Genomic DNA, 19,714 nt, shown 5'->3' on the forward strand with positions numbered 1-19,714 from the left:
GGCGGCAACGTTTCTGACAAGATCAGGGAAGAAGCTGACGACCCGAAACGCAAGAATTCGGAGCATTCGTTTGTTCATGCCTGCTTTCTGCGCGATGGCGGCTTTGAGGAGGCGACGGATATCCGCAAGTCGCGCTATGAAAGCATCCATTTTGAAGAAGACAGCAAACATATCTGCCGGAAGGGCGGCTATTTCGAATATCCGCTGGTGATCAGCCGCTGGGACCGGGACGGACTGTCTCCCTACGGCTCACCGCCACAAGCCAAGCTGATGAGTGACATCAAAAGCCTGCAGAGCCTTGCGCGCGATGGCCTGATTGCCAGCTCCCAGGCGGTGCGCCCGCCGATTGCCACCCATGCCCAGGAACGGCAGCTGGACCTCAATCCGGGCCGTACCAATCCCGGTCTGATCGACGAGCAGGGCAGACCGTTGTTCCGGCCGATGATCGATACGGTCAATCCCGGTGCAGCGGACGCACAGATTGAGAATATTCGCGAGAAATTGCGGATCGGGCTATACGGCGACCTGTGGCAGACGCTGCTGGAAGGAAACGGACGGACCGCAACGGAAGCCAATATCCGACGTAAGGAAATGGCCGACATGATCGGCCCTTTCTCCACCAACATCATGGCCGGCAACGAGGCGCTGTTCGAAAGGGAAGTCGGTATCCTCGGCCGCCGGGGCGCGTTTGCGCCGGAGTCTCCCTTGGTTCCACCTGAAAGTGTGTCGGGCAGCGATGTGACGCTGGTGCCGACCGCGCCAATCGACCAGATGCGCGAGGCCGGGCATTTCGAGGCCATCATGGGCTTCCAGGAGTATCTGGGCATCGCCGCCGGTTCCGACCCGACCATCATGGATCTGCACGACCGCGAGGAAGAATACGACCTGACCCGGCGTGCCCTCGGTCTTCCGGCGAAGCTGAAACGGCGACCGGAAGAAGTTGAAAAACTGCGGCAGGAGAGGGCGGCTGAAGCCGAGCAGCAACAGCAGCTGGCTGCAGGCGAAAGCATGGCGCGGATGGCCAAGGACGGCGCGCCGCTTCTGAAAACCCTGAGCGAGGACGGAGGTCTCGATGGTCTGGCATTGCCTTAGACGTATCGCCCGGCGACGCGGGGACAGAGCAGCTGTCATAGAGCGGGCCTATCGGTCCGTTTTTTTGTGTCCCGATGGTGAAACCGTTCTGGCGGACCTGGCCGCGGAATGCGGGATCTATCAGGCGCCACCTGTGGAGCTGGGGCCGCGGGAAAGCGGCTATCTGGACGGACGCAAGGCGCTTTATGCGCGCATTTTGTCGATGATCCGTATTCCGCCGGAAGAACATGCCGCCCTTCAGGCGGCAGCCCGTTTGGAAACCCTTCCCGACTTTGAGCACGAAGAGGACTTTTGATGATGGATGACCAGTTCGGCATCAGTGACGAAAACCTGGAGCCTATAGCGAACGGGAACGACTTCCTGTCGGGCCTGAATGACGACCATAAGGCACTTGCCACACAAAACGGCTGGCAGGACCCAGGCAGTGTCCTTGACGGCTATCGTGCGCTGCAGGACCAGTTGACCGGTGCGGTGATGCTGCCCGATGAGGCTGCCAGCTCGGACGAGAAAACGGCCTTTTATCAGGACATTTCAAAAAGCTGGACGCCGAAGAACGGTTATCAATTCAATATGCCGGAGGCATTGCCTGAGAACTTTCCCTATGATCAGGCCTTTGCAGCGGAAGCGAGCGGCTGGTTCAAGGAGGCGGGTCTTCACCCGTCTGCCGCGCAACAGCTGCACGACAAGTGGGTCGGCAAGATGGCCGAGCATTTCGGCGCCCACGAGGAGAGTGCCCAGAGCGCGGCTCGGCAGCAGGCCGAGGCGGCGGAAACCGCACACCGGGATCTGATCCGGGAATATGGTGAGCCGGAGAGCGATGCCTATCAGAATGTGGTGGCCAAGGCCGACCGTGCGCTCACCCATCTGAAAGCGACCGGGCTCGACATAACCGGCTGGTTTGCCGACAAGGGCGCGTTGACGAAAGCCGATGCGAACGGTCTGCAACAGGTGGCCGATCCGGTGGCCGTCAAACTGCTGGCCTTCATTCACGACAATTCCTTTGCCGAGGATGGCCTTGCCGGGCTGACTGAGGGCAGCAGCGGCGCCGATCCCTTCGCAAGCGGCTGCCTCAACCTGAAGGAACAGTCCGAGCTTCTGGTGAAAAAACCGGCGCGGGCACGGCAGATGATCATGGTGGCAGGAAGGGATCCGAAACTGTTCAGGGTTTGAGATCAATTTGCGAATAATCTGCAAAAACAGGTGCAATCATGTTTTTCAGAGCTTTCACATCCGTTCTGCAACCTTATTGCCAAGAATTTATAGGCGCAGCAGCTTCAGGGTGAATTGGATTTGAAGGAAAGTGTCGCTCCTGGGTGAGCAGCAAAAGACCCTGGTCACGAGCAATTTCTGAATGTCGCGATGAATGAGGTCATATGAAAAGACTACATAGGATACGAACAGCAATTTACGTGCTTTTGATACTCGGCGTTGGGTATGCGCTTGGGTTTTTCTTCGGGAGCATGTTGCCGTCGCCAGGTTATCTTGCGTACTTGGACCGTATGCCTCTTGAGATGAATTCACCCGAAGATGTCTCCTGGGTGGTCAAGAGACACTTGCCCAAGGATGCTCTTGACGCCTTTGAAGTGGTTGCTGATTCCTCAAGCGAAACATGGGTGTATCAAGGCCGATCGTGTGACTGCACCTTGATCACATTTAAGCGTGTCGTTTCAAGGCTGCCACTTCCGGACAGGGAGCTTTCCATCACCTTCAGACTGGAGGACGGGGAATTGGAATATGAGGAAGCCAGTGTTGTTATCTGGTTTTTATAGGTAGGAATTTTACAAAATGGAAAAGATTGAAATCGGCTACAGTCCCATCGGAATTACTGGAAACCAGGCACATCACAAATTTATCTTCTACACCCGTTCGGACGGGTACCACTTTCCAAATCCATGGCCGGGGTTCTAGGAATTATGGGTTTAGTCCATTCGAAGAACTGGCTTCAAGTGGTCCAAATGACCTTATTGGCTTTGGCCATTTGTCAGTGCGTGTCTTTCGTTCTTCTAATAAAAACGAGAAAGCTGCACTTAACGCTCCACGTGAAGTGATTTTTGAGGGAGAGGACCTTTCCAGAACATTTTTCAATATGGCTGGTATGGCCCAGGGGATTGCCGAACAGAAGACCAAATATAACGCAGGGTCGAACAACAGCAACACTTTGGTCGACCGAATTGTACAATGGTCAGGCGGTCATGCACCGCGCCTGGGAAAAACGCATTGGTCGCCTGGTAGTGTGAATTTAGGAGACTTTCGTCCTGAGTTTTATTCGAAGATGCCACCCGTCCTTTGGGGGGCGGAGACTTATTCAAAACATCGAGATGTCGTTGACGACCTTTTCAATAAACCTGCCGGAAAAGCGGGCCAAGCTCAAACTCGGACACAGAAACAGCTGAGAACTGCCAAGGTTGATTGGGGGGCGACTGACAGAAATATTCGCGAGAGGCATATAAAAGATAAAAAATTAGCGGCAGACATGATTTCAGATCTTGCTAATGCAAAGACATTGCAGGGTGCTTGGGGAGATGATTTTAAACTTAAATATGAGGACTATCTTATTTTTGAAAGTGTGTCTGCTGGGCCTGGAGCAACGCAGACTAACAGCAGCACATTGGATGATACCAGCGTGCAAAAGAGTTCTTCAGGCAAAACCAAGCAAGCGTTGGGCACTTTTGGTTGGACCCCAATCAATTCCGGAAACGTTCCAAATAACGGTGCTTCTCATACAGGAAGCCTCTCGAAAAGCGATAATCCCTTCAATGTGAGCAATCCCAACCTCAAGCAGCAAGCCGAAATGCTGGAGCGTAATCCGGTGCGGGCGCGGCAGTTGATTGTTGCAGCAAGGCGTGATCCGGAGGCGTTCGGGTTGACGAAGGTTGCCCAATAACTTCGTGATTGGTTGCATTTGGTAATGCTGAACAACTGACCAGTTTGACATGTCTCTTCTAAGGCAAGTCTTCTTTGTTGAGACCGCATTCATACCTCTGAAAAAATCTATCTGAGCCGCTTGGGGGCCGCCAGGTTCCGGCGCGCCAAGCGATGCAAGTGTGCATTTTCTCCTTAAATGCGGTCAGATCCGACGCGATGGTTTGATCAATGGTCAAACCGGGTTCTCCCACGGGAAAACACATTCCGGCATTCTTGCCGCCCCGGCTGGGACCCTAAATTTTTCCAGCTCCAAAGCGGATGCGGCAGGGCCGTCAACCTATTTGCGAGTGATGGACTGAACCTTAAGGAGCAGCCCAGTCATCTGGGGAGGACCCGGGCAAGGATGCAACAGATGGTCATGCGGCCAGCGTGAGGCTTAATTTGTTCAGAATACAAGATCAATCTGAGGAAAATCTGCAAATTTGACCTGATTGTAACACATGAAACTGCAGGTTTTACGGTTGGTGATCTAAAATGGAATTTGATACCGAAAGCTTCGGACTGCTGTTGTAGGAATAAGGTTGGAAAATGAATTTAGAAAATTTTGACAAAAAGATCGTCGCGAAGTTTCTATACTTTCTAGTTTTTACTTTAATATTCTCGTATTTTTCTATAATTAACTATTTGAGCTATTATGATTATTTTATTTTCCCAGTGTTTCTATTGTTTTTGATTTCAATTCTAGCTGCTATGTTATCTATTTTGGTGCTTCTTATTAAGCGAAAGTGGGTTCTTTCGCTGATCTTATTTCTAACGCTGCTTGCTTCTTGGAAGCTTGCCCCCTTGGAAGTAAAGGTAATAGATCAATTCAGAATCAGGAGTTTGGTGTCTAGTGGAGTTTCTATCCCTTTAGTAAGTCAATGGGGAGATCTTCCTTGGTTTACATATAATTACGAGACTATTCTTGTGAATACAGCTTCCGATGATATTCAAGAGATGAAGACAACAATTGAACAGAGTGAGTTTTCTTATCTGGTTAACGGAATTTGTGAGTTTGAGTTACGGAGAGTAACTCGAGAATTTGTCATCGTTAGAGCGTGGTGTTAAATGCCTAATCCAACTTTTTATGTCAGTGATCGAAAGGGTCGGAGGGTACTTGCCAAGCACCTTGTTGACTCGAATGGCGAATTCATAATCAACCCAAGAACAAAAACGCCTTATGTCGCTCCTGCAAATTATTCCGTCGAAGATTCGATTGCATTTGGACGGCCGCTTCGAAACCACCTGAAAATTAACCCGGACAAATACAAAGAGATAATTCGCGCGTTCAGAGCGCAGGGGCCGGAAGACCTTCAAAGAAGTTACAATGGAATGACAGGGGGGAGGGGCAATGAATTTGTTGAAGAGTTTCGAGACATTGCTTCGTTTCACTTCGGTCTGTCACTTAGAGCTGCCGGTGTAGACACAGAAACAGCCGTGGCAGGTGGGGGCTTGTACAATGGGTGGAAGAAGTATGGCAAGGGGCACAATTTAGACGACTCCGGCGATTGGTGGAACAATCCAAGAAACCCGCCAAATATCCGAATGGGGTCAAAAATTTATGAGTCGGGGCGCGTTAAGCTCGATCCCGAAATGTCTCTTGAATTGTTTCCATTCAAAGAGCTGTCCATTTCCAGCAGTGACCCGTTCGTTGACAGGGTCCATGGTGCACTTGTTCGCGGAACGCCTGTCGATGATATCGTTGGCCACCTGAAAAGTGGTGGCGACCTTCTGTCTCGAGGTAGATTTACACGCGCAGGACATCCTTATTCCGGCAATGCATTGCCTCTTAGTCGCGCATCAGAAGGTCAGTATCCTCGCATGCGGAAATCTGAGTTGCCGGAACTTTTTTCGCCGTCTTCGAACTCACGGGACAGATTTCAGCGAGAATCAGCTGGAATAGGTCCGGCCTCTAAGACGGAGACTGGCGACAATCGCGCATCACCTGGCTCTGATGTTCAAAAACACTCCAACCCTTTCAGCATCAAAAATCCCAACCTCAAGCAGCAGGCCGAAATGCTGGAGCGTAATCCGGCGCGGGCGCGGCAGCTGATTGTTGCCGCAAGGCGCGATCCGGAGGTGTTCGGGTTTTCGTGACAGAACGACATAGGGCAATCTGAATGCATTGAATCTCGACATCACCGGATGGTTTTCCGGCAAGCATGCGCTGACGAAAGCCGATGCGAATGGTCTGCAACAGGTGGCCGATCCGGTGGCCGTCAAACTGCTGGCCTTCATTCACGACAATTCCTTTGCCGAGGATGGCCTTGCCGGGCTGACTGAGGGCGGCAGTGGTGCAAACCCCTTCGCAAGCGACAGCCTCAATCTGAAGGAACAGTCCGAGCTTCTGGAGCGAAACCCGGCACGGGCGCGCCAAATGATCATAGCTGCTGGCCGGGATCCGAAGTTGTTTAGATTATAAAGCGCACTCTCACACTCAAAAAATGATTGAGTTAAGGAAACCTCAAAACATGGTTAGCGATAAAACGAAAAAGAAAATCTCCGAAAAACTTGAAGGAGGTTTGAAAGAACTACTTATCGATCAGATTCTTCCCAGTGACACAAATCCAGATCATGTGACAATAGAAAAGATGGTTCAAAGTTTGGATATCACATTCGATGAAGCATATGCGTTGTACTATGGCGAAGGCCCCGAATTCTTTGACGCTGTATTTCGCTCTTCTGAAAAGGGAATGTTGGAGCGCATTGCAGAAAGTTGGGGCGGCGTAAAAAAGGAAAAATCTCCGGTCCCGGATGCGACCAAAGACCATTGGCGAGAGCAAGCCTCAATTTACGCTAAGTACCTCAGATTTGGGGAAACAGTTGTTCCGAGTAACAAGCCAGACATAGCTAAATCACCGAAAGTTCCTCCAAACAACGGTGACGCTAGCCGACCAGTGCCCCGAGCTAAACCGGGCAAGGTTATCCCTAAGCCTAAACGCAAACCGCAAAAGCAAGATTCGGCTAGCGCAAACCCTTTCAACCTTCAAAAACCCAATCTCAAGCAGCAGTCCGAAATAATTGAGCGGAATCCTGTCATGGCGCGGCGTATGATTTTAGCCGAGGGGCGGGATCCGAAACTTTTTGGATTTGCCTGACTAAGACCATCTTTCTGTCAGATTAATAGTACCAAGACCAATTCCTCCGCAAGTGATGGCTTCAACCTGAATAGGTTCTTGCCATTGGGGAGGAGGCCGGAATGCGCATGGTAGATGATCGAGGCCGCGGGGCGGGATTCGAAATTGTTTCGGCTATGGGCAGGTTCGCCGGTCGATGCTTATTCGTCTTCTTCAGCCCGCAAAACTTGTAATAGGGGTGGTGCAAGCACGGTTCAATTCAAAGTTGACACTGGAACGTATCATGAACATAATAGAAATATTCGAATGTATTGTTAGTGTTATCGTGCGGTTCTAGATCGAGGATCAATGATTTTTATGAATCTGATGAAGACAGGTTGTGTCGCTATTGGACTTCTGGCAGCTGGAGTGTCAGGTGTTCAAAGCTCGGAATCTGAAGATGTCCGTCTTTGCCCAAACGATAGGGAATGGGGGTCAACGCTCGATCCTCAGACGCGGCCCATGTTCTTCTATATGGGTGAGAGAGGCCTGGATAGAGTACTCGCAGAGTCAAACCGTCCCGCCCTTGAGGACGATGAACTTATGCGAGTTGCCTGGTTGTTAACTGTTCATACTTTCCAGCGTCACGAATATGTAGCTTATCTAAGAGATATTTTTATGGGTCTATCCTCAAGTAAGGCGATACAAGACCGGTTTAGTGAAGAGATACTGTCTGAATTGTCGGAGTGCATTTTAGAGGAAACTGACGAAGACTGTGCGAATTTGGCGTATCGTAAAGGATATATCCCGAGCTTTGGAAGTTTGGCGAAACATGAGTATTTATCAAGATCAACGCAATTATTTCTGGATTGGTGTGAGAGGACTGGATCGAACGAGCTTACCGAAAGATGATAATTAGCAGGCACTAGTATGTTCTATTTGTTGTTTTTCCGTATGAATTGTTGTTCTGTAGTGGATGATTATTACTCTTTGAGAAAGACCGATGTTGTTTAATTTTCGGGCAATTGTCTTTGCTCCAGGTGACAGAAACCACATCTGGCTTACCTGGAACAGGGGTTGGGCTAAGTGAGTTCGATATTCTGAGGGAGATTTGCGGAGGGTGGGGCACAGCGGAATTTGCTAGGTGACGCCACCCGGTTACTCACTCGTCTGAAAGCGTGTGGACGTGGCGATACCTGATGGTTTGCCGACAAGGGCGCGTTGACGAAAGCCGATGCGAACGGTCTGCAACAGGTGGCCGATCCGGTGGCCGTCAAACTGCTGGCCTTCATTCACGACAATTCCTTTGCCGAGGATGGCCTTGCCGGGCTGACTGAGGGCGGCAGTGGTGCAAACCCCTTCGCAAGCGACAGCCTCAACCTGAAGGAACAGTCCGAGCTTCTGGAGCGAAACCCGGCACGGGCGCGCCAAATGATCATGGCCGCAGGGCGGGATCCGAAACTGTTCAGGGTTTAAATGGATAAAGATGCCTCCTGCTTCCAACGATTTATCAATTGGAGGTTGATTTGGAACGAATAGTGAACATACTGCTGATATTGATTAGTTTTCGGAGCAAAGATTGTGAACGTTGTGCGAACACTTAGCTTGATAATCGTCGCGCATCTTGGAGCCTGCGCATCAGGAGACAAATCCATTTCAATAGCCAATTACGATATAGGAGCCGTTGAAACGTGTGAGCCCGGTGCTGTTATGGAAAAGCTTGAGAGCGATTTGAAGACTGGTCTGGCCGGTTCAGGCGCTGAGAAGATTTCCGGACTTTATGATGTGTTTTTTCAAGTGATGAGAAGATGCGGCAAAGCTCAGGATTTGGATTTTTTAGTCAATCAGGAATGGAGAGATCGTCGAACCGCCAGGTTTCTGGGTTATCCGGATCTTTTGCCGTACCGCTACCGTATGAGGACAAGCCAAGAAGGTGGTCTTTGCTTGAGCAGAGAGGGCGTGGAAGCCATGCTGCTTAATAAACCTGATTGGTATTGCGAAAAGCGCGGATGGACCGACAAGATTTGAGCTAGGAATGGATAATGTACGATAGTAAAAAGTATACGATACGTATTGGCGAGTTCAAATTACCAGCCAAGATTTTCGATTTGAAACTGTTTGATGTCGCGTCTCACATCGTGATTACCGCACACGACGAAACGGGTGCCCAGATTTGGGAGATCAATGGTCTTGCAACCGACAAAAGCGGTAATCGAATACCAATTGGAATGCCTTGGGATAGAACTGATACAATTAAGGGGTATCTAGATTTCGTTCCACAAATGGGGCCTCTCGTTCAAAATCAGGTGTCAATTGTTTCCGGTTCACCAGAGGAAATCGAGACGTTTAAGTTACGCGCGCTGAGAGTTATCGAGCGAGTAAACGAAAACGATCTTCATTACAAGATCGATACACAAAACAGCAACAGTTTTGCTGGCACAATTCTTAAAGCATTTGGAATTCCACCACAGGAATTGCTAAATTCCCCGAAGCACAAATTTGAAAAACCCGTACCAGGCTTTGTCACGGATTTGTTGGATGACTCCTACTATGTTTCGATGGAATCGGAGCGTGGAAAGTCAACAGATGTGGGTCGGTTTCTTCATCGCGAAAGCAAGTCCGATCTTGGAAAAAAATTGCAGTGCCAAGATCCAAGCCCAAGCTTGCTGAAAAGCCTGATGTTCCGCTCTCCAACAAGCCGATGATCCCTGGTGCCAACAGTATCCTACCGCCTACTTTTGCACCACTGTTGAATGAGCCGGGGTCGAGCTCCTCTAAGGGCAAAGGTGAATTCATAAACAACACCCCAAGCAAAAGTCAGACCTTGCGGCAATCTGCTCTTTCAGACAGCGCCAATCCGTTCAACTTGGAAAAACCCAATCTCAAACTTCAGGCCGAAATGATTGAGAGGAATCCAGTCATGGCGCGACGTATGATTTTAGCGGAGGGGCGGGATCCGAAACTGTTTGGCCTTGCCTGACGTAGACCAATTGTCCGTCTGACTAGTGGCAGCGGCGCCAACCCCTTCGCAAGCGACAGCCTCAATCTGAAGGAACAGTCCGAGCTTCTGGAGCGAAACCTGGCACGGGCGCGTCAGATGATCATGGCCGCAGGGCGGGATCCCAAACTGTTCAGGGTTTAGAGGGGAAACTTTTACCGCGCAATGAAAGCGAACTGCTAAAGCGTTGTCGGTAAAATTTGAATCACCTAACGCTGCCTGAAATCAAAGATTTCAACGCGTTATGTGATTCTGATCGTTTTAACGGTTTCCCGAAACGCTATAGCTTTCTTAAATAGAGAAAACCGGGGGTTCAGTTAGCACACGATGTAACTTTCTGGACCTCTGAAGTTATTGTAGACCTTTGGATCTCGGCATACTTGGTTACGATCGTAATCCTGAACAGTGTAGCCCTTGAGCTGCCCCTGACCGCAGGTCACGTAAACCTGCGCCGCAGCCGTTGAGATTGAAGCTCCAACAATCACACCAATTAGAAATTTTAGCAAAGAAGCACCTATGAGTATTCGACTTGACGAAAGTGAACAGCACCAACTCGTCTACGCTGTTTTTGAAGAATCCAAACGCATTGGAATGCCGCCGGAAACAATGCTGAAGTTGGCGACTCTGACGTCACCACTAGCGCGCTAGCGAGCGCATTGTTCGGTGACAAGCTCGTCCATGAAATGGAAGGTTTTGTCTGGATCGACGCCGTCGATACCCCAAGCAGACCGCATGATGCCGTTTACTTCTGGAGAGCAGTAGAAGCTAACTCCACCTGCACCAAAAGAGATAATACCTTCACAGATTTGACCGTCGCCATCACGGACCATCGTGAAATTGGGGCGGTCGCTGTCATTGTGAAAGAAAAGCACGAGCGTGTTGTCTTCGTTTGCATAGAGAATGTTCTTGCATTCTTCTTCCGCAGCAATCTTTACTGATGAATTGGAATAAACCGTTATGAAACAAAGAGATGCAGAGAGTATCTTTCTGAAAGAGACTGACATTGACCATATTGCTCGTGTTGTTGAAACGGAAATTGGCGCAAACTGGAAAGGCGATGTCTCACCTTACCAATTGTCTTCAGCAATTTAAAGTTGATATCAGAACAGATAGTGAACATATTTGATCCGGCATTGACAAACCGAGCAATGGTTCGGAAGTGAAGAAGAGTGTTGACCAAGGAGGTTCTTCGAAGTGCAGCATCCCACATGGAAACTTCGGCATTCACTGATCGCAGCATTTTTTTCCGTTTTTCTTGGAATGGGAAGTTCTGCAGCAAATGCATGTCTTGAGAACATGAATATCGTCAAGACAACGACAGGCCTTATGGCAGCTGGCAAATATGATGAGGCCTACGACTTCTCGATCGAGAATTTTGATGCTTGTCCGATGCAGGCAAGGTTCTTCGCTGCGCAGTTGATAATCGAAGGACATAAGAATGTTCCTGTTTGTGAAGCGGTTGCCATACTTGAAGGGACCTTTCACTTAAACAATGAAAGAAACACGATGGAATTGATCAGAGAAACGAACGAGAAATCTGTGCTTCAATTGTTGAATTGGGTCTATCTCGAACGCTATCTGGAATTTTCGATCATTGAGGGAAGTGCTTACTCTTTGAAACTATTTCTGGAGAGGAACCAAGATAGATTTGAGGAGGTGTCAAGCTATACGGACGAGGGGTATTATTCGCACAAAAGACTGAAACAACTTCTGACATATGCAAACCATCTCGGTGTGGACGTAAGAAACTTTCCAAAGCTTCTTGAAGTAGTAGGTGAAGATTTTAAGCCAGACGACTTTCTGCTCAAAAATGGGTGGCCGAAAAAAGTTATTTGTGATGTGCGTATGAAGTAGGAGCGACAGAACTTGGCAAATTTGACGGAGAACGAAGTCAAAGCTGTATTTGATTTGTACCGGCGTGGAAATACACTGCCGGGCGGGGATTTTCCTAAAAGGAGAAACGGAAATGTTCCCATGGTCAGGGACGGAAATCCTGGTACCCCCGTTGACCAGGGCACTCTCGAATACATGCGCTCTCTACATATCGAAAGGCTCTATGAGTTGCCTGTGGAGCGAAATCAGATTGCCACGTTAATTGTTGGATAAGATCTTCCAAATCTGACCGAGTAAAATCCTGGGAAATACTGGTAAGGAAATCAATCAATTATGAGATTTACCAAGACAGTTTGTATAGCACTGGGGGTGCTTCTAGGTGCTATGTCGAGCGTTCAAGGTTCAGAAGAAGAAGAGAAAAAACACTGTCCAAGCTATCGGGAGTGGACCTCAGTTATCGATCCCGAAAACAGGCCTGTGTTTTGGCTGTTCGCCCAAACAGTTATCTGGAACGCGGACAAGGACTTCGAACCGAGCGAGGGTCTTCAATACTTGAAACTCGTGTCGTTCCTTCTGATCCATTCGTTTCAAAGAAACTCCGAATTCGAGGAAGAATTTGCTCCGTTCTTCGAGGGCATGCAGGAACAGCCAGAAACCAGGGATTTGTTTGGGCAAGGACCCGCGGACGAAATCGCCAAGTGTTTTTCAGGAGAAGTAAAAGTTGACTGTGCCGAAATGGCCCTCAACAAGGGCTATGTCAAGAGCTTGGATGAGTACAGCAAGGACGAGAATTTCAGGGAGAATTTGGAGTTTTTTGAACAGGCCTGCCAGATAAAAGAAAGAGCAAATATAAATGAGTGAGAAAAGATATCTGACACAGGGCGAAATAGATATTCTGACGAAGATTTACGGTGAGCGAGATTACTTCCATCAAACGACGATCGAACGTGGAAATTGGTTCGTGCGATCTAAATTCGGGATGGTGAGCAATAACAACATCAAGGTCGGTAAACTCGCCTATTCGGATGATTTCAGCCAGACCGCACCCGAATGGTTCATCCATGAAGGAGCGCATCTTGTTCAGGAGCAGACGTTTGGGAGGCATATGTTTGGCGCGTACTCTAACGATAAGCTCAAGTCGCCGCTAAGTAACAGTTACCAGTATTCAGATGAAGTGCGAAAAGGTATTCCCTTCGACAAGATGGCGATTGAAGCACAGGCCTCGATGATTTCGGACTATTACCGGGCCGTTCAGGGAAAACCGGGAAGATATGCAACACTACCGGTGGAGGTCTATCAAAGCATTATTCCAGAAAGCTATGTTCCTTCCTTCGGGCGATCTCCTACTGATGACCTAACAGACAAGAAAGCCAATTCTCGGCCCGCTGACAGTCATCAAGAAGCCAACAAGGCACTAATCGGACTACAAGAATCAAGCTCGCGTCGACGCCAAAGAATTCCCTCTCCCAGGTCAAAGCCTAGCCGGCCGGATCTGCCCGAGATTCCCCTGTCCAACAAACCGTTGATGCCCGATGCGCAAGAAATTTTACCTCCTTCCTTCTTGAAGGAGAACCTGCAAAAGCATTCTGGCTCAAGCCCTGTCCGCAAGCCCGGCAGAGAAAAGGGCGGCAAAGTTTCGCCGACAGGTCGCATCCGTTCTTTACCCGGTAACCCGTTCGATCCAGAAAATCCCAACCTCATGCAGCAGGCCCAAATGCTGGAGCATAATCCGGCGCGGGCACGGCAATTAATTGTTGCCGCAAGGCGCGATCCGGAGATGTTCGGGTTTACGAAGGTTGCCCAATAACTTCGAGACTGGTTGCAATTGGGAATGCTGAACAACTGCTCAGATTGACGCCTCCTTCCAAGGAAGGTCTTCTTTGTTGAGACCGCATTTATAGCTCTGAAAAAATCGGTCTGATCCGCTTGGAAGCCGCCAGAATGCGACGCGCGCTAAGCGATGCATGCATATTTTGTTTCCTGAAACGCTGTCAGATTTGACGCGATGGTTTGATCGATGGTCAAGCCGGGTTCTCCCACGGGAAAAACACATTCCGGCGTGTTCCGACGGGATACGCCGGCCGAATACGGACGAAACGTCCGCTGCTCCGGCCCATTTGCGGCCGGATTTTTTTTGAAAAAACTCCAAAAACAGGACAATCAATGACGTCTCAAATTTCAGACATCGTCGTGCCGCGCGTTTTCACCCCTTACATGGCGGAAAACAAGCCGGTGAAACTGGTCATGCTGGAAAAGTCCGGCATTCTGGCCGCGCCCGCCCCGGACATCGCCAAGCGTTTCAAGGCCGGGGGCAATCAGATCGAGGTGCCTTACTGGGAGGATCTGGATGATGCCGAGCCAACCGTGATCGATGACAGCGACAACAAGATCACGACCAGCAAGATTACCGCCAGCGACATGAAGGCCTACAAGCATCGTCTCGCCAAGAAGTATGGCGCAAAGACGGTTGCAAGTTACGCGGCAACGGGTCGTGGAGACAGCGCCATGAACCGCGTTGCTGAACGGATCGGCTCCTATTGGGGGCGACGCAAGGAAGAGCGCATTATCGCGACTGCCGAGGGTGTGGTTGCCGACAATGTCGCAAACGATGGCGGCGACATGGTCTATTCCATCTATTCCGATGTCGGTTCGCCGACGGCAGCCAACCGGATCAGCTATCAGGCGATCAATCGGGCCCGGTTGACCATGGGTGAAAATCTGGACGACCTGCGCGTGATTGCCATGCACAGCTTCGTTTATGGCACGCTTCTGGACGATGAAAAGATCGAATTCAAGAAACCGTCGGAAGCACCGTTTGAGGTTCCTTATTATGCCGGCATGATGGTCGTGCATTCGGAAATGATGCCGGTGGCGACAGGCACCAATTCGGACGAATATTCCTGTTTCCTGTTTGCGCCGGGTGCGTTCATGCATATCGATGAAGTGCCGAACCGGGAAACCATCTACGGCAACGAAGGGACGGAAATCACCCGGGACCCGGACATCGGTGACGGCGGTGGTGCGGATTATCTGACAACCCGGCGGTTTGAGATGATCCATCCCGCGGGCATGGATTTCACGGTTGCTTCGCTGGTCAAGGCTCAAGGCGCGAGCCTGGCCGAGCTGCGCAACGCTGCAAACTGGGACCGCAAATACACCCGCAAGAACGTCAAGCTCGCGTGCCTGAAGGTGAACATCTAGGACCGGTAAAACCTGGACGCGTTGTTTGTTGCCCGGTTCCCGAGGAAAACCGTGTTCGCTTTTCCCGAGTTGCACTGAGCGACAAGCAACAAAGCATCTCTCGTCCCCTTCCCAATCGGGGAGGGGACATGAGAAGAGAAAATTGCAATTGGGCGCGCAATACGGGTTGGGGCCGAAGAGCATAATTTTCAAGCGATTTTAGAAAAGCTGTGTCGGAACGACAGGTTCAGACATCTGAACATGCTCGACGGTTCGTCAAAACCCGGATAAAACGGGCCTTATTGCAAAACATTGGAAAATTGCGCCTGCCCTTGAGCGGAAATGGATGTTTCTCTTGCCAACTTAGAAAATGAGACCTTGCACAAATCAGAAGTTGCAATTGGAACATTTAGTGAACATGATGCGGAAAACGAATTGGAGCCAGGAAGATGGCAGATTTTGACGATATCACCGGATGGCGGGAAGAGCTGGAAGCATTTGAGGCGACCGAAGAAGGCCGAACCTTTTTTGGTGAGTATGGCTGGGGGACCGCGACCAAGCTGACTTTTGAACAGGAGGTGCGTTTCGCGGAAGAACTCTTTCGGCACGAAGAGATCCTTGAGGCGTTTAAGAAATCAGCCAAATTTGTAAAATTTCTGGACGACAACCCGGATTTTGGCCGGGAAGATGAGGGGTTCTGGGACTTGTGCCCGGTTGAGGATAACTTGAAAGTTGATGCATTCAGGCGCTGGTACGCTATGAAACTGAACATCGCTTTGGGCCCCTCTACTTTCAGCGCCGGTAAGAGATTGGCAATTGACGTGGTGAATGGAGACCTGCCGTCTTTGCGCTCTCCCGAAGCGGAGCAGTTCGTGAGAGAGGAATTTTCGCGTTTTGTAACGTTCTCGCCGGAGAAGCCGTAATGGAACGAGTGATAATCATTGACGCGTCGCAACTCCTTACGATCATGCGGCGAACCGGGGTTGATGGACTGTCAGCTCTTCACAGGCGGGGAGATTACTTTTTCTTTAGTGATGATTTTAGAGCAGGTCGATAGCGCTTGATCTTTAGAACAATTCATGAACATTTTTGGTAAAGAATTCAGGACAGATCTAATGGCAGATTTTGACGATATCACCGGTTGGCGGGAAGAGCTGGAAGCGTTTAAGGCAACCGAAGAAGGACGATTCTTTTTTGGTGAATATGGCTGGGGGAACACGACCAAGCTGACCTTTGAACAGGAGGTGCGGTATGCGGAAGAGCTTTTCCGGCACGAAGAGATTTATGAGGCGCTGAAAAAGTCGGCCAAGTTTGTTAAGTATCTGGATGACAATCCCGAATTTGGCCGGGAAGATGAGCGCTTCTGGGATTTGTGCCCGGTTGAGGACAACAAGACTATCAGTGCATTCCAGCGCTGGTATGCCATGAAGCTGAACATTGCTTTGGGCCCGTCGACACTCAGTGCTGGTGAAAGTTTAGCCGTCGAAGTTGTGAATGGAGACCTGCCCTCCCTGCGCTCCCCTGAAGCAGAACAGTTTGTGAGAGAGGAATTCTCCTGGATTGTCGCGTTTCCGAAGGAGGCGCGATAATGGAAAAGGTCATAATCATCGACGCGTCGCAACTCCTCACGATCATGCGGCGCTCAGGAGTGGATGGGCTGTCAGCGCTTCACAGGCGCGGCGATTATTTTTTCTTTAGTGATGATTTTAGAGCAGGCCGATAGTGCCTGATCTTTAGAACAATTCATGAACATTTTTGATAAAGAATTCAGGACAGATCTAATGGCAGATTTTGACGATATCACTGGCTGGCGGGAAGAGCTGACGGCATTTAAGGCAACCGAAGAAGGCCGAAAGTTTTTTGAAACAAATAGAATGAGTGCCCCCAAGCTGACTTTTGAACAGGAGGTGCGGTATGCGGAAGAACTCTTCCGGCATGAAGAGATCTTAGAGGCGCTGAAAATATCAGCCAAATGGGTCAAGTATCTGGATGAGAACCCTGATTTTGGCCAAGAGGACGAGCGCTTCTGGGAGTGGTGCCCGGTTGAGGACAACAAGACTGTCAGTGCATTCAGGCGCTGGTACGCTATGAAACTGAACATTGCGTTGGGCATATCGACATTTAGCGCAGGTAACAGACTGGCAATCGACGTGGTGAATGGAGATCTGCCGTCCTTGCGCTCCCCCGAAGCAGAACGGTTCGTAAAAGAGGAATTCTCGCGTTTTGTAACCTTCTCGCCGGAGAAGCCGGAATGGAACGAGTGATAATCATTGACGCGTCGCAACTCCTTACGATCATGAGGCGAACCGGGGTTGATGGGCTGTCTGCTCTTAACAGGCGGGGAGATTATTTTTTCTTTAGTGATGATTTTAGAGCAGGTCGATAGCGCTTGATCTTTAGAACAATTCATGAACATTTTGATAAAGAATTCAGGACAGATCTAATGGCAGATTTTGACGATATCACTGGCTGGCGGGAAGAGCTGGCAGCGTTTGAGGCGACCGAGGAAGGCCGAACCTTTTTTGGTGAGTATGGCTGGGAGAACGCGACCAAGCTGACTTTTGAACAGGAGGTGCGTTTCGCGGAAGAGCTCTTTCGGCATGAAGAGATCTTAGAGTCACTGAAAAAGTCAGCCAAATGGGTCAAGTATCTGGATGACAATCCCGATTTTGGCCGGGAAGACGAGCATTTCTGGGACTTGTGCCCGGTTGAAGACAATAAGACCTTCGGTGCATTCAGGCGCTGGTACGCCATGAAACTAAACATCGCCTTGGATTTGTCGACCCTCCGCGCCGGTAAGAGACTGGCTATTGATGTGGTGAATGGAGACCTACCGTCTTTGCGCTCTCCCGAAGCAGAACAGTTCGTGAGAGATGAATTCTCCTGGATTGTCGCATTTCCGCAGGAGGTACGGTGATGGACAAAGTCATAATCATCGACGCGTCGCAACTCCTCACGATCATGCGGCGAACCGGGATTGATGGACTGTCAGCGCTTCACAGGCGGGGAGACTATATTTTCTTTAGTGATGATTTTAGAGCAGGCCGATAGTGCCTGATCTTTAGAACAATTCATGAACATTTTGGGTGGGAAATTCAGGACAAATCGAATGGCAGATATTGAAGACATTACCGGTTGGCGGGACGAGTATAATGACCTTGAGTCTCGCTGGGACGACGAATGGGTGGCCTATATTTATCAGTTTGTGAACAAACTGGAGCCCATGATACCCGTGTCCCAGGTTCTTCATTTTATAAAAGTTCTTCTTGAAAATCAGGACACACTTGCGGCCATGAAGGAGGTCGCCGAGTGGGAAAAATTGATGGATGCCAGCGGTCCGTTTGAAGACGATGCCCCTGAAATGGAACTCTACCCTAAAGACGCCGTTGTGATGATGAACGAGTTCTGGCCCTGGTTCTGCTGGAAGGCAGGCTATCCTCCTGTCTATGCGGCGTTTGGATTGGCTGGAGTCGATGTGGCGAGCGACATTCTTCGGGGGGACCTTCCCGGAGTTCAATCTCCCGAAACCAAAGCTTTTTTGCTCAAAAGATACGCTTTCATACTCACGGCTGGTGAAGAAGGAGACCTTGCATGAGCCGGAAAAAGGTCATCCTCTTGGACCAGGCACAGCTTGGGACAATTCTCAAATTTGGTGGTTTCAAAGCACTGGATGCGATCGTCGCGCGGGGCGACAGGTTTTTATATGTTCATCAGTCTTTCACGGGCGATGAGGATGTAAAGAAGATCAGTCGAGATCAGCGATTTTCGTTTGAAAACTGGCTAAGAGAAAAACGGTATCAGGGCAAAGTCCTGGATGCGGTGCCAATAAATAGTGCTTCAAGACAAGAACAAAAGAGGTACGATCCTCTTCGGAAAGCGGGTACCCAGGGCAATAACAGGGAACTTTGGAATATGGGGGCTCGCAAGTTCATGCTTGACCATGCTCACGAATACGACTTTGAAGTGATCAGTGCGGATCAGGACTTTCTCGACAACAGGGTCGGTAAACGCCATCCGTTAAAGAAAGTTCCCTTTGAGCGTCTCAGCATAAAGTCCGCGCTGAGCTGGCTGATGACACATCCTGATGTTGAGCTGTCTGAGGCTCAATTTACCGAACTCAGGGCCGGTTTGCTTTCTGGGGGATACGGTGCGAGCCACAAGCTGGAACAACACAGCTATCAAGTGCCTGAAAGCTATGAAGCTGCAGAGAAAATCAAGGAAGATGCGCGCTGGCCCAGGGACCAGGAAAAGCAGAAAGGCCGCAAGAGCGAGAGAATGCGAGCTTCAAAGAAAGCTCGAAGACTGTTCGATCTCGGAACGCCGGTGATTATTACCGGTGTCACAGCCGTGGCGCTGCTTGAACTAATTTCACAGGAAGCCAAAGAAAGCGGCATTTCCTATCCGGAGGCTGCGAAGACACTTGGACTTGATTTCACCGAAGAGCGATTGAAGGGGTTCGCGTCGGAGGCAGGCATTGATCTGGCAGTTTCCCTGACACCGATTGGGCCACTCAAGAAAGCCTGGGATATTCTGGGCAATATCGATGACATCGTCGCGGTGACGCAGCTTTACGGCGCGGCCTATCCGGACAACGAGACCATCCAGAAGATGGCCGGTATTGCCGATGCCGTCGAAGACTCAGAAGTCTTCG

Annotated in this window: 24 protein-coding genes; 23 read left to right on the forward strand and 1 reads right to left on the reverse strand. The window is 49.9% G+C overall.

The genetic code is table 11. The features are described from left to right. The 12 genes from K5905_RS06815 to K5905_RS06870 all read left to right on the forward strand — a co-directional run. The coding region (locus K5905_RS06815; RefSeq protein ID WP_297581765.1) for a portal protein at positions 1–1,092 on the forward strand (1,092 nt) is incomplete at its 5' end. Further along, positions 1,073–1,387 (forward strand): hypothetical protein, encoded by a 315-nt coding sequence (locus K5905_RS06820; protein WP_297581766.1) that lies wholly within the window; start codon positions 1,073–1,075, stop codon positions 1,385–1,387. The genes K5905_RS06815 and K5905_RS06820, both read left to right, overlap by 20 nt. 2 nt (positions 1,388–1,389) lie before the next feature. Next, entirely contained in the window at positions 1,390–2,262 is an 873-nt protein-coding gene (locus K5905_RS06825) for a hypothetical protein (protein WP_297581770.1), read from the forward strand. A gap of 203 nt (positions 2,263–2,465) precedes the next feature. Further along, a complete protein-coding gene (locus tag K5905_RS06830; protein ID WP_297581772.1) occupies positions 2,466–2,861 on the forward strand; it encodes a hypothetical protein in 396 nt (131 codons plus the stop codon). A 215-nt stretch (positions 2,862–3,076) separates the two neighbouring features. Further along, positions 3,077–3,976 carry a hypothetical protein gene (locus K5905_RS06835; RefSeq protein ID WP_297581774.1) on the forward strand — a complete coding sequence of 300 codons (900 nt, stop codon included), beginning with the start codon at positions 3,077–3,079 and terminating at the stop codon, positions 3,974–3,976. A gap of 1,613 nt (positions 3,977–5,589) precedes the next feature. Beyond that, the gene (locus K5905_RS06840) at positions 5,590–6,093 is read left to right on the forward strand and encodes a hypothetical protein (protein ID WP_297581776.1); all 504 of its coding nucleotides are present in this window, start codon (positions 5,590–5,592) and stop codon (positions 6,091–6,093) included. Positions 6,094–6,121: 28 nt separating this feature from the next. Further along, entirely contained in the window at positions 6,122–6,418 is a 297-nt protein-coding gene (locus tag K5905_RS06845) for a hypothetical protein (RefSeq protein ID WP_297581778.1), read from the forward strand. A 49-nt stretch (positions 6,419–6,467) separates the two neighbouring features. After that, a complete protein-coding gene (locus tag K5905_RS06850; protein WP_297581780.1) occupies positions 6,468–7,094 on the forward strand; it encodes a hypothetical protein in 627 nt (208 codons plus the stop codon). A gap of 1,179 nt (positions 7,095–8,273) precedes the next feature. Further along, positions 8,274–8,528 carry a hypothetical protein gene (locus K5905_RS06855; protein WP_297581782.1) on the forward strand — a complete coding sequence of 85 codons (255 nt, stop codon included), beginning with the start codon at positions 8,274–8,276 and terminating at the stop codon, positions 8,526–8,528. A 105-nt stretch (positions 8,529–8,633) separates the two neighbouring features. After that, positions 8,634–9,080: a hypothetical protein gene (locus tag K5905_RS06860; protein ID WP_297581784.1), complete on the forward strand. Its 447-nt coding sequence runs from the start codon at positions 8,634–8,636 to the stop codon at positions 9,078–9,080. Positions 9,081–9,094: 14 nt separating this feature from the next. Continuing rightward, positions 9,095–9,757 carry a hypothetical protein gene (locus K5905_RS06865; RefSeq protein ID WP_297581786.1) on the forward strand — a complete coding sequence of 221 codons (663 nt, stop codon included), beginning with the start codon at positions 9,095–9,097 and terminating at the stop codon, positions 9,755–9,757. Between the two features lie 809 nt (positions 9,758–10,566). Next, complete coding sequence (locus K5905_RS06870; protein WP_297581789.1) at positions 10,567–10,698, forward strand: hypothetical protein; 132 nt, start codon at positions 10,567–10,569, stop codon at positions 10,696–10,698. Here K5905_RS06870 and K5905_RS06875 read toward each other — a convergent pair. Beyond that, complete coding sequence (locus tag K5905_RS06875) at positions 10,695–11,054, reverse strand: hypothetical protein (RefSeq protein WP_297581792.1); 360 nt, start codon at positions 11,052–11,054, stop codon at positions 10,695–10,697. The genes K5905_RS06870 and K5905_RS06875 overlap by 4 nt on opposite strands. Positions 11,055–11,244: 190 nt before the next feature. Between K5905_RS06875 and K5905_RS06880 the strand changes: the two genes are divergently transcribed. The 11 genes from K5905_RS06880 to K5905_RS06930 all read left to right on the forward strand — a co-directional run. Then, the gene (locus tag K5905_RS06880; protein ID WP_297581795.1) at positions 11,245–11,904 is read left to right on the forward strand and encodes a hypothetical protein; all 660 of its coding nucleotides are present in this window, start codon (positions 11,245–11,247) and stop codon (positions 11,902–11,904) included. Between the two features lie 312 nt (positions 11,905–12,216). Beyond that, complete coding sequence (locus tag K5905_RS06885; protein ID WP_297581798.1) at positions 12,217–12,744, forward strand: hypothetical protein; 528 nt, start codon at positions 12,217–12,219, stop codon at positions 12,742–12,744. Beyond that, a complete protein-coding gene (locus K5905_RS06890; RefSeq protein WP_297581801.1) occupies positions 12,737–13,690 on the forward strand; it encodes a hypothetical protein in 954 nt (317 codons plus the stop codon). The genes K5905_RS06885 and K5905_RS06890 overlap by 8 nt, the downstream gene beginning before the upstream one ends. A gap of 356 nt (positions 13,691–14,046) precedes the next feature. Next, entirely contained in the window at positions 14,047–15,084 is a 1,038-nt protein-coding gene (locus tag K5905_RS06895; RefSeq protein WP_297581804.1) for a hypothetical protein, read from the forward strand. Positions 15,085–15,512: 428 nt separating this feature from the next. After that, complete coding sequence (locus K5905_RS06900; RefSeq protein ID WP_297581806.1) at positions 15,513–15,986, forward strand: hypothetical protein; 474 nt, start codon at positions 15,513–15,515, stop codon at positions 15,984–15,986. A gap of 192 nt (positions 15,987–16,178) precedes the next feature. Next, positions 16,179–16,652 carry a hypothetical protein gene (locus tag K5905_RS06905; protein WP_297581809.1) on the forward strand — a complete coding sequence of 158 codons (474 nt, stop codon included), beginning with the start codon at positions 16,179–16,181 and terminating at the stop codon, positions 16,650–16,652. A gap of 192 nt (positions 16,653–16,844) precedes the next feature. Next, entirely contained in the window at positions 16,845–17,327 is a 483-nt protein-coding gene (locus tag K5905_RS06910) for a hypothetical protein (RefSeq protein ID WP_297581811.1), read from the forward strand. A gap of 179 nt (positions 17,328–17,506) precedes the next feature. Then, a complete protein-coding gene (locus K5905_RS06915) occupies positions 17,507–17,980 on the forward strand; it encodes a hypothetical protein (protein WP_297581813.1) in 474 nt (157 codons plus the stop codon). Beyond that, positions 17,980–18,114: a hypothetical protein gene (locus K5905_RS06920; RefSeq protein ID WP_297581815.1), complete on the forward strand. Its 135-nt coding sequence runs from the start codon at positions 17,980–17,982 to the stop codon at positions 18,112–18,114. The genes K5905_RS06915 and K5905_RS06920 overlap by 1 nt, the downstream gene beginning before the upstream one ends. A gap of 58 nt (positions 18,115–18,172) precedes the next feature. Beyond that, a complete protein-coding gene (locus tag K5905_RS06925) occupies positions 18,173–18,658 on the forward strand; it encodes a hypothetical protein (protein ID WP_297581817.1) in 486 nt (161 codons plus the stop codon). Continuing rightward, on the forward strand, positions 18,655–19,714 hold a 1,060-nt coding region (locus K5905_RS06930; RefSeq protein ID WP_297581818.1), incomplete at its 3' end, for a hypothetical protein. The genes K5905_RS06925 and K5905_RS06930, both read left to right, overlap by 4 nt.

Origin of the sequence: Roseibium sp., from assembly GCF_025698965.1 — a bacterium.
Lineage (GTDB): Bacteria > Pseudomonadota > Alphaproteobacteria > Rhizobiales > Stappiaceae > Roseibium.

Bases quoted from the DNA above. Each gene is read 5' to 3' on its own strand.
- K5905_RS06910 (WP_297581811.1), top strand. From the start codon at position 16,845: ATGGCAGATTTTGACGATATCACTGGCTGGCGGGAAGAGCTGACGGCA.
- K5905_RS06825 (WP_297581770.1), top strand. From the start codon at position 1,390: ATGGATGACCAGTTCGGCATCAGTGACGAAAACCTGGAGCCTATAGCG.
- K5905_RS06870 (WP_297581789.1), top strand. From the start codon at position 10,567: ATGAGTATTCGACTTGACGAAAGTGAACAGCACCAACTCGTCTACGCT.
- K5905_RS06875 (WP_297581792.1), bottom strand. From the start codon at position 11,054: ATGTCAGTCTCTTTCAGAAAGATACTCTCTGCATCTCTTTGTTTCATA.
- K5905_RS06850 (WP_297581780.1), top strand. From the start codon at position 6,468: ATGGTTAGCGATAAAACGAAAAAGAAAATCTCCGAAAAACTTGAAGGA.
- K5905_RS06905 (WP_297581809.1), top strand. From the start codon at position 16,179: ATGGCAGATTTTGACGATATCACCGGTTGGCGGGAAGAGCTGGAAGCG.
- K5905_RS06890 (WP_297581801.1), top strand. From the start codon at position 12,737: ATGAGTGAGAAAAGATATCTGACACAGGGCGAAATAGATATTCTGACG.
- K5905_RS06830 (WP_297581772.1), top strand. From the start codon at position 2,466: ATGAAAAGACTACATAGGATACGAACAGCAATTTACGTGCTTTTGATA.
- K5905_RS06920 (WP_297581815.1), top strand. From the start codon at position 17,980: ATGGACAAAGTCATAATCATCGACGCGTCGCAACTCCTCACGATCATG.
- K5905_RS06865 (WP_297581786.1), top strand. From the start codon at position 9,095: ATGTACGATAGTAAAAAGTATACGATACGTATTGGCGAGTTCAAATTA.
- K5905_RS06885 (WP_297581798.1), top strand. From the start codon at position 12,217: ATGAGATTTACCAAGACAGTTTGTATAGCACTGGGGGTGCTTCTAGGT.
- K5905_RS06900 (WP_297581806.1), top strand. From the start codon at position 15,513: ATGGCAGATTTTGACGATATCACCGGATGGCGGGAAGAGCTGGAAGCA.
- K5905_RS06925 (WP_297581817.1), top strand. From the start codon at position 18,173: ATGGCAGATATTGAAGACATTACCGGTTGGCGGGACGAGTATAATGAC.
- K5905_RS06820 (WP_297581766.1), top strand. From the start codon at position 1,073: ATGGTCTGGCATTGCCTTAGACGTATCGCCCGGCGACGCGGGGACAGA.
- K5905_RS06915 (WP_297581813.1), top strand. From the start codon at position 17,507: ATGGCAGATTTTGACGATATCACTGGCTGGCGGGAAGAGCTGGCAGCG.
- K5905_RS06895 (WP_297581804.1), top strand. From the start codon at position 14,047: ATGACGTCTCAAATTTCAGACATCGTCGTGCCGCGCGTTTTCACCCCT.
- K5905_RS06840 (WP_297581776.1), top strand. From the start codon at position 5,590: ATGTCTCTTGAATTGTTTCCATTCAAAGAGCTGTCCATTTCCAGCAGT.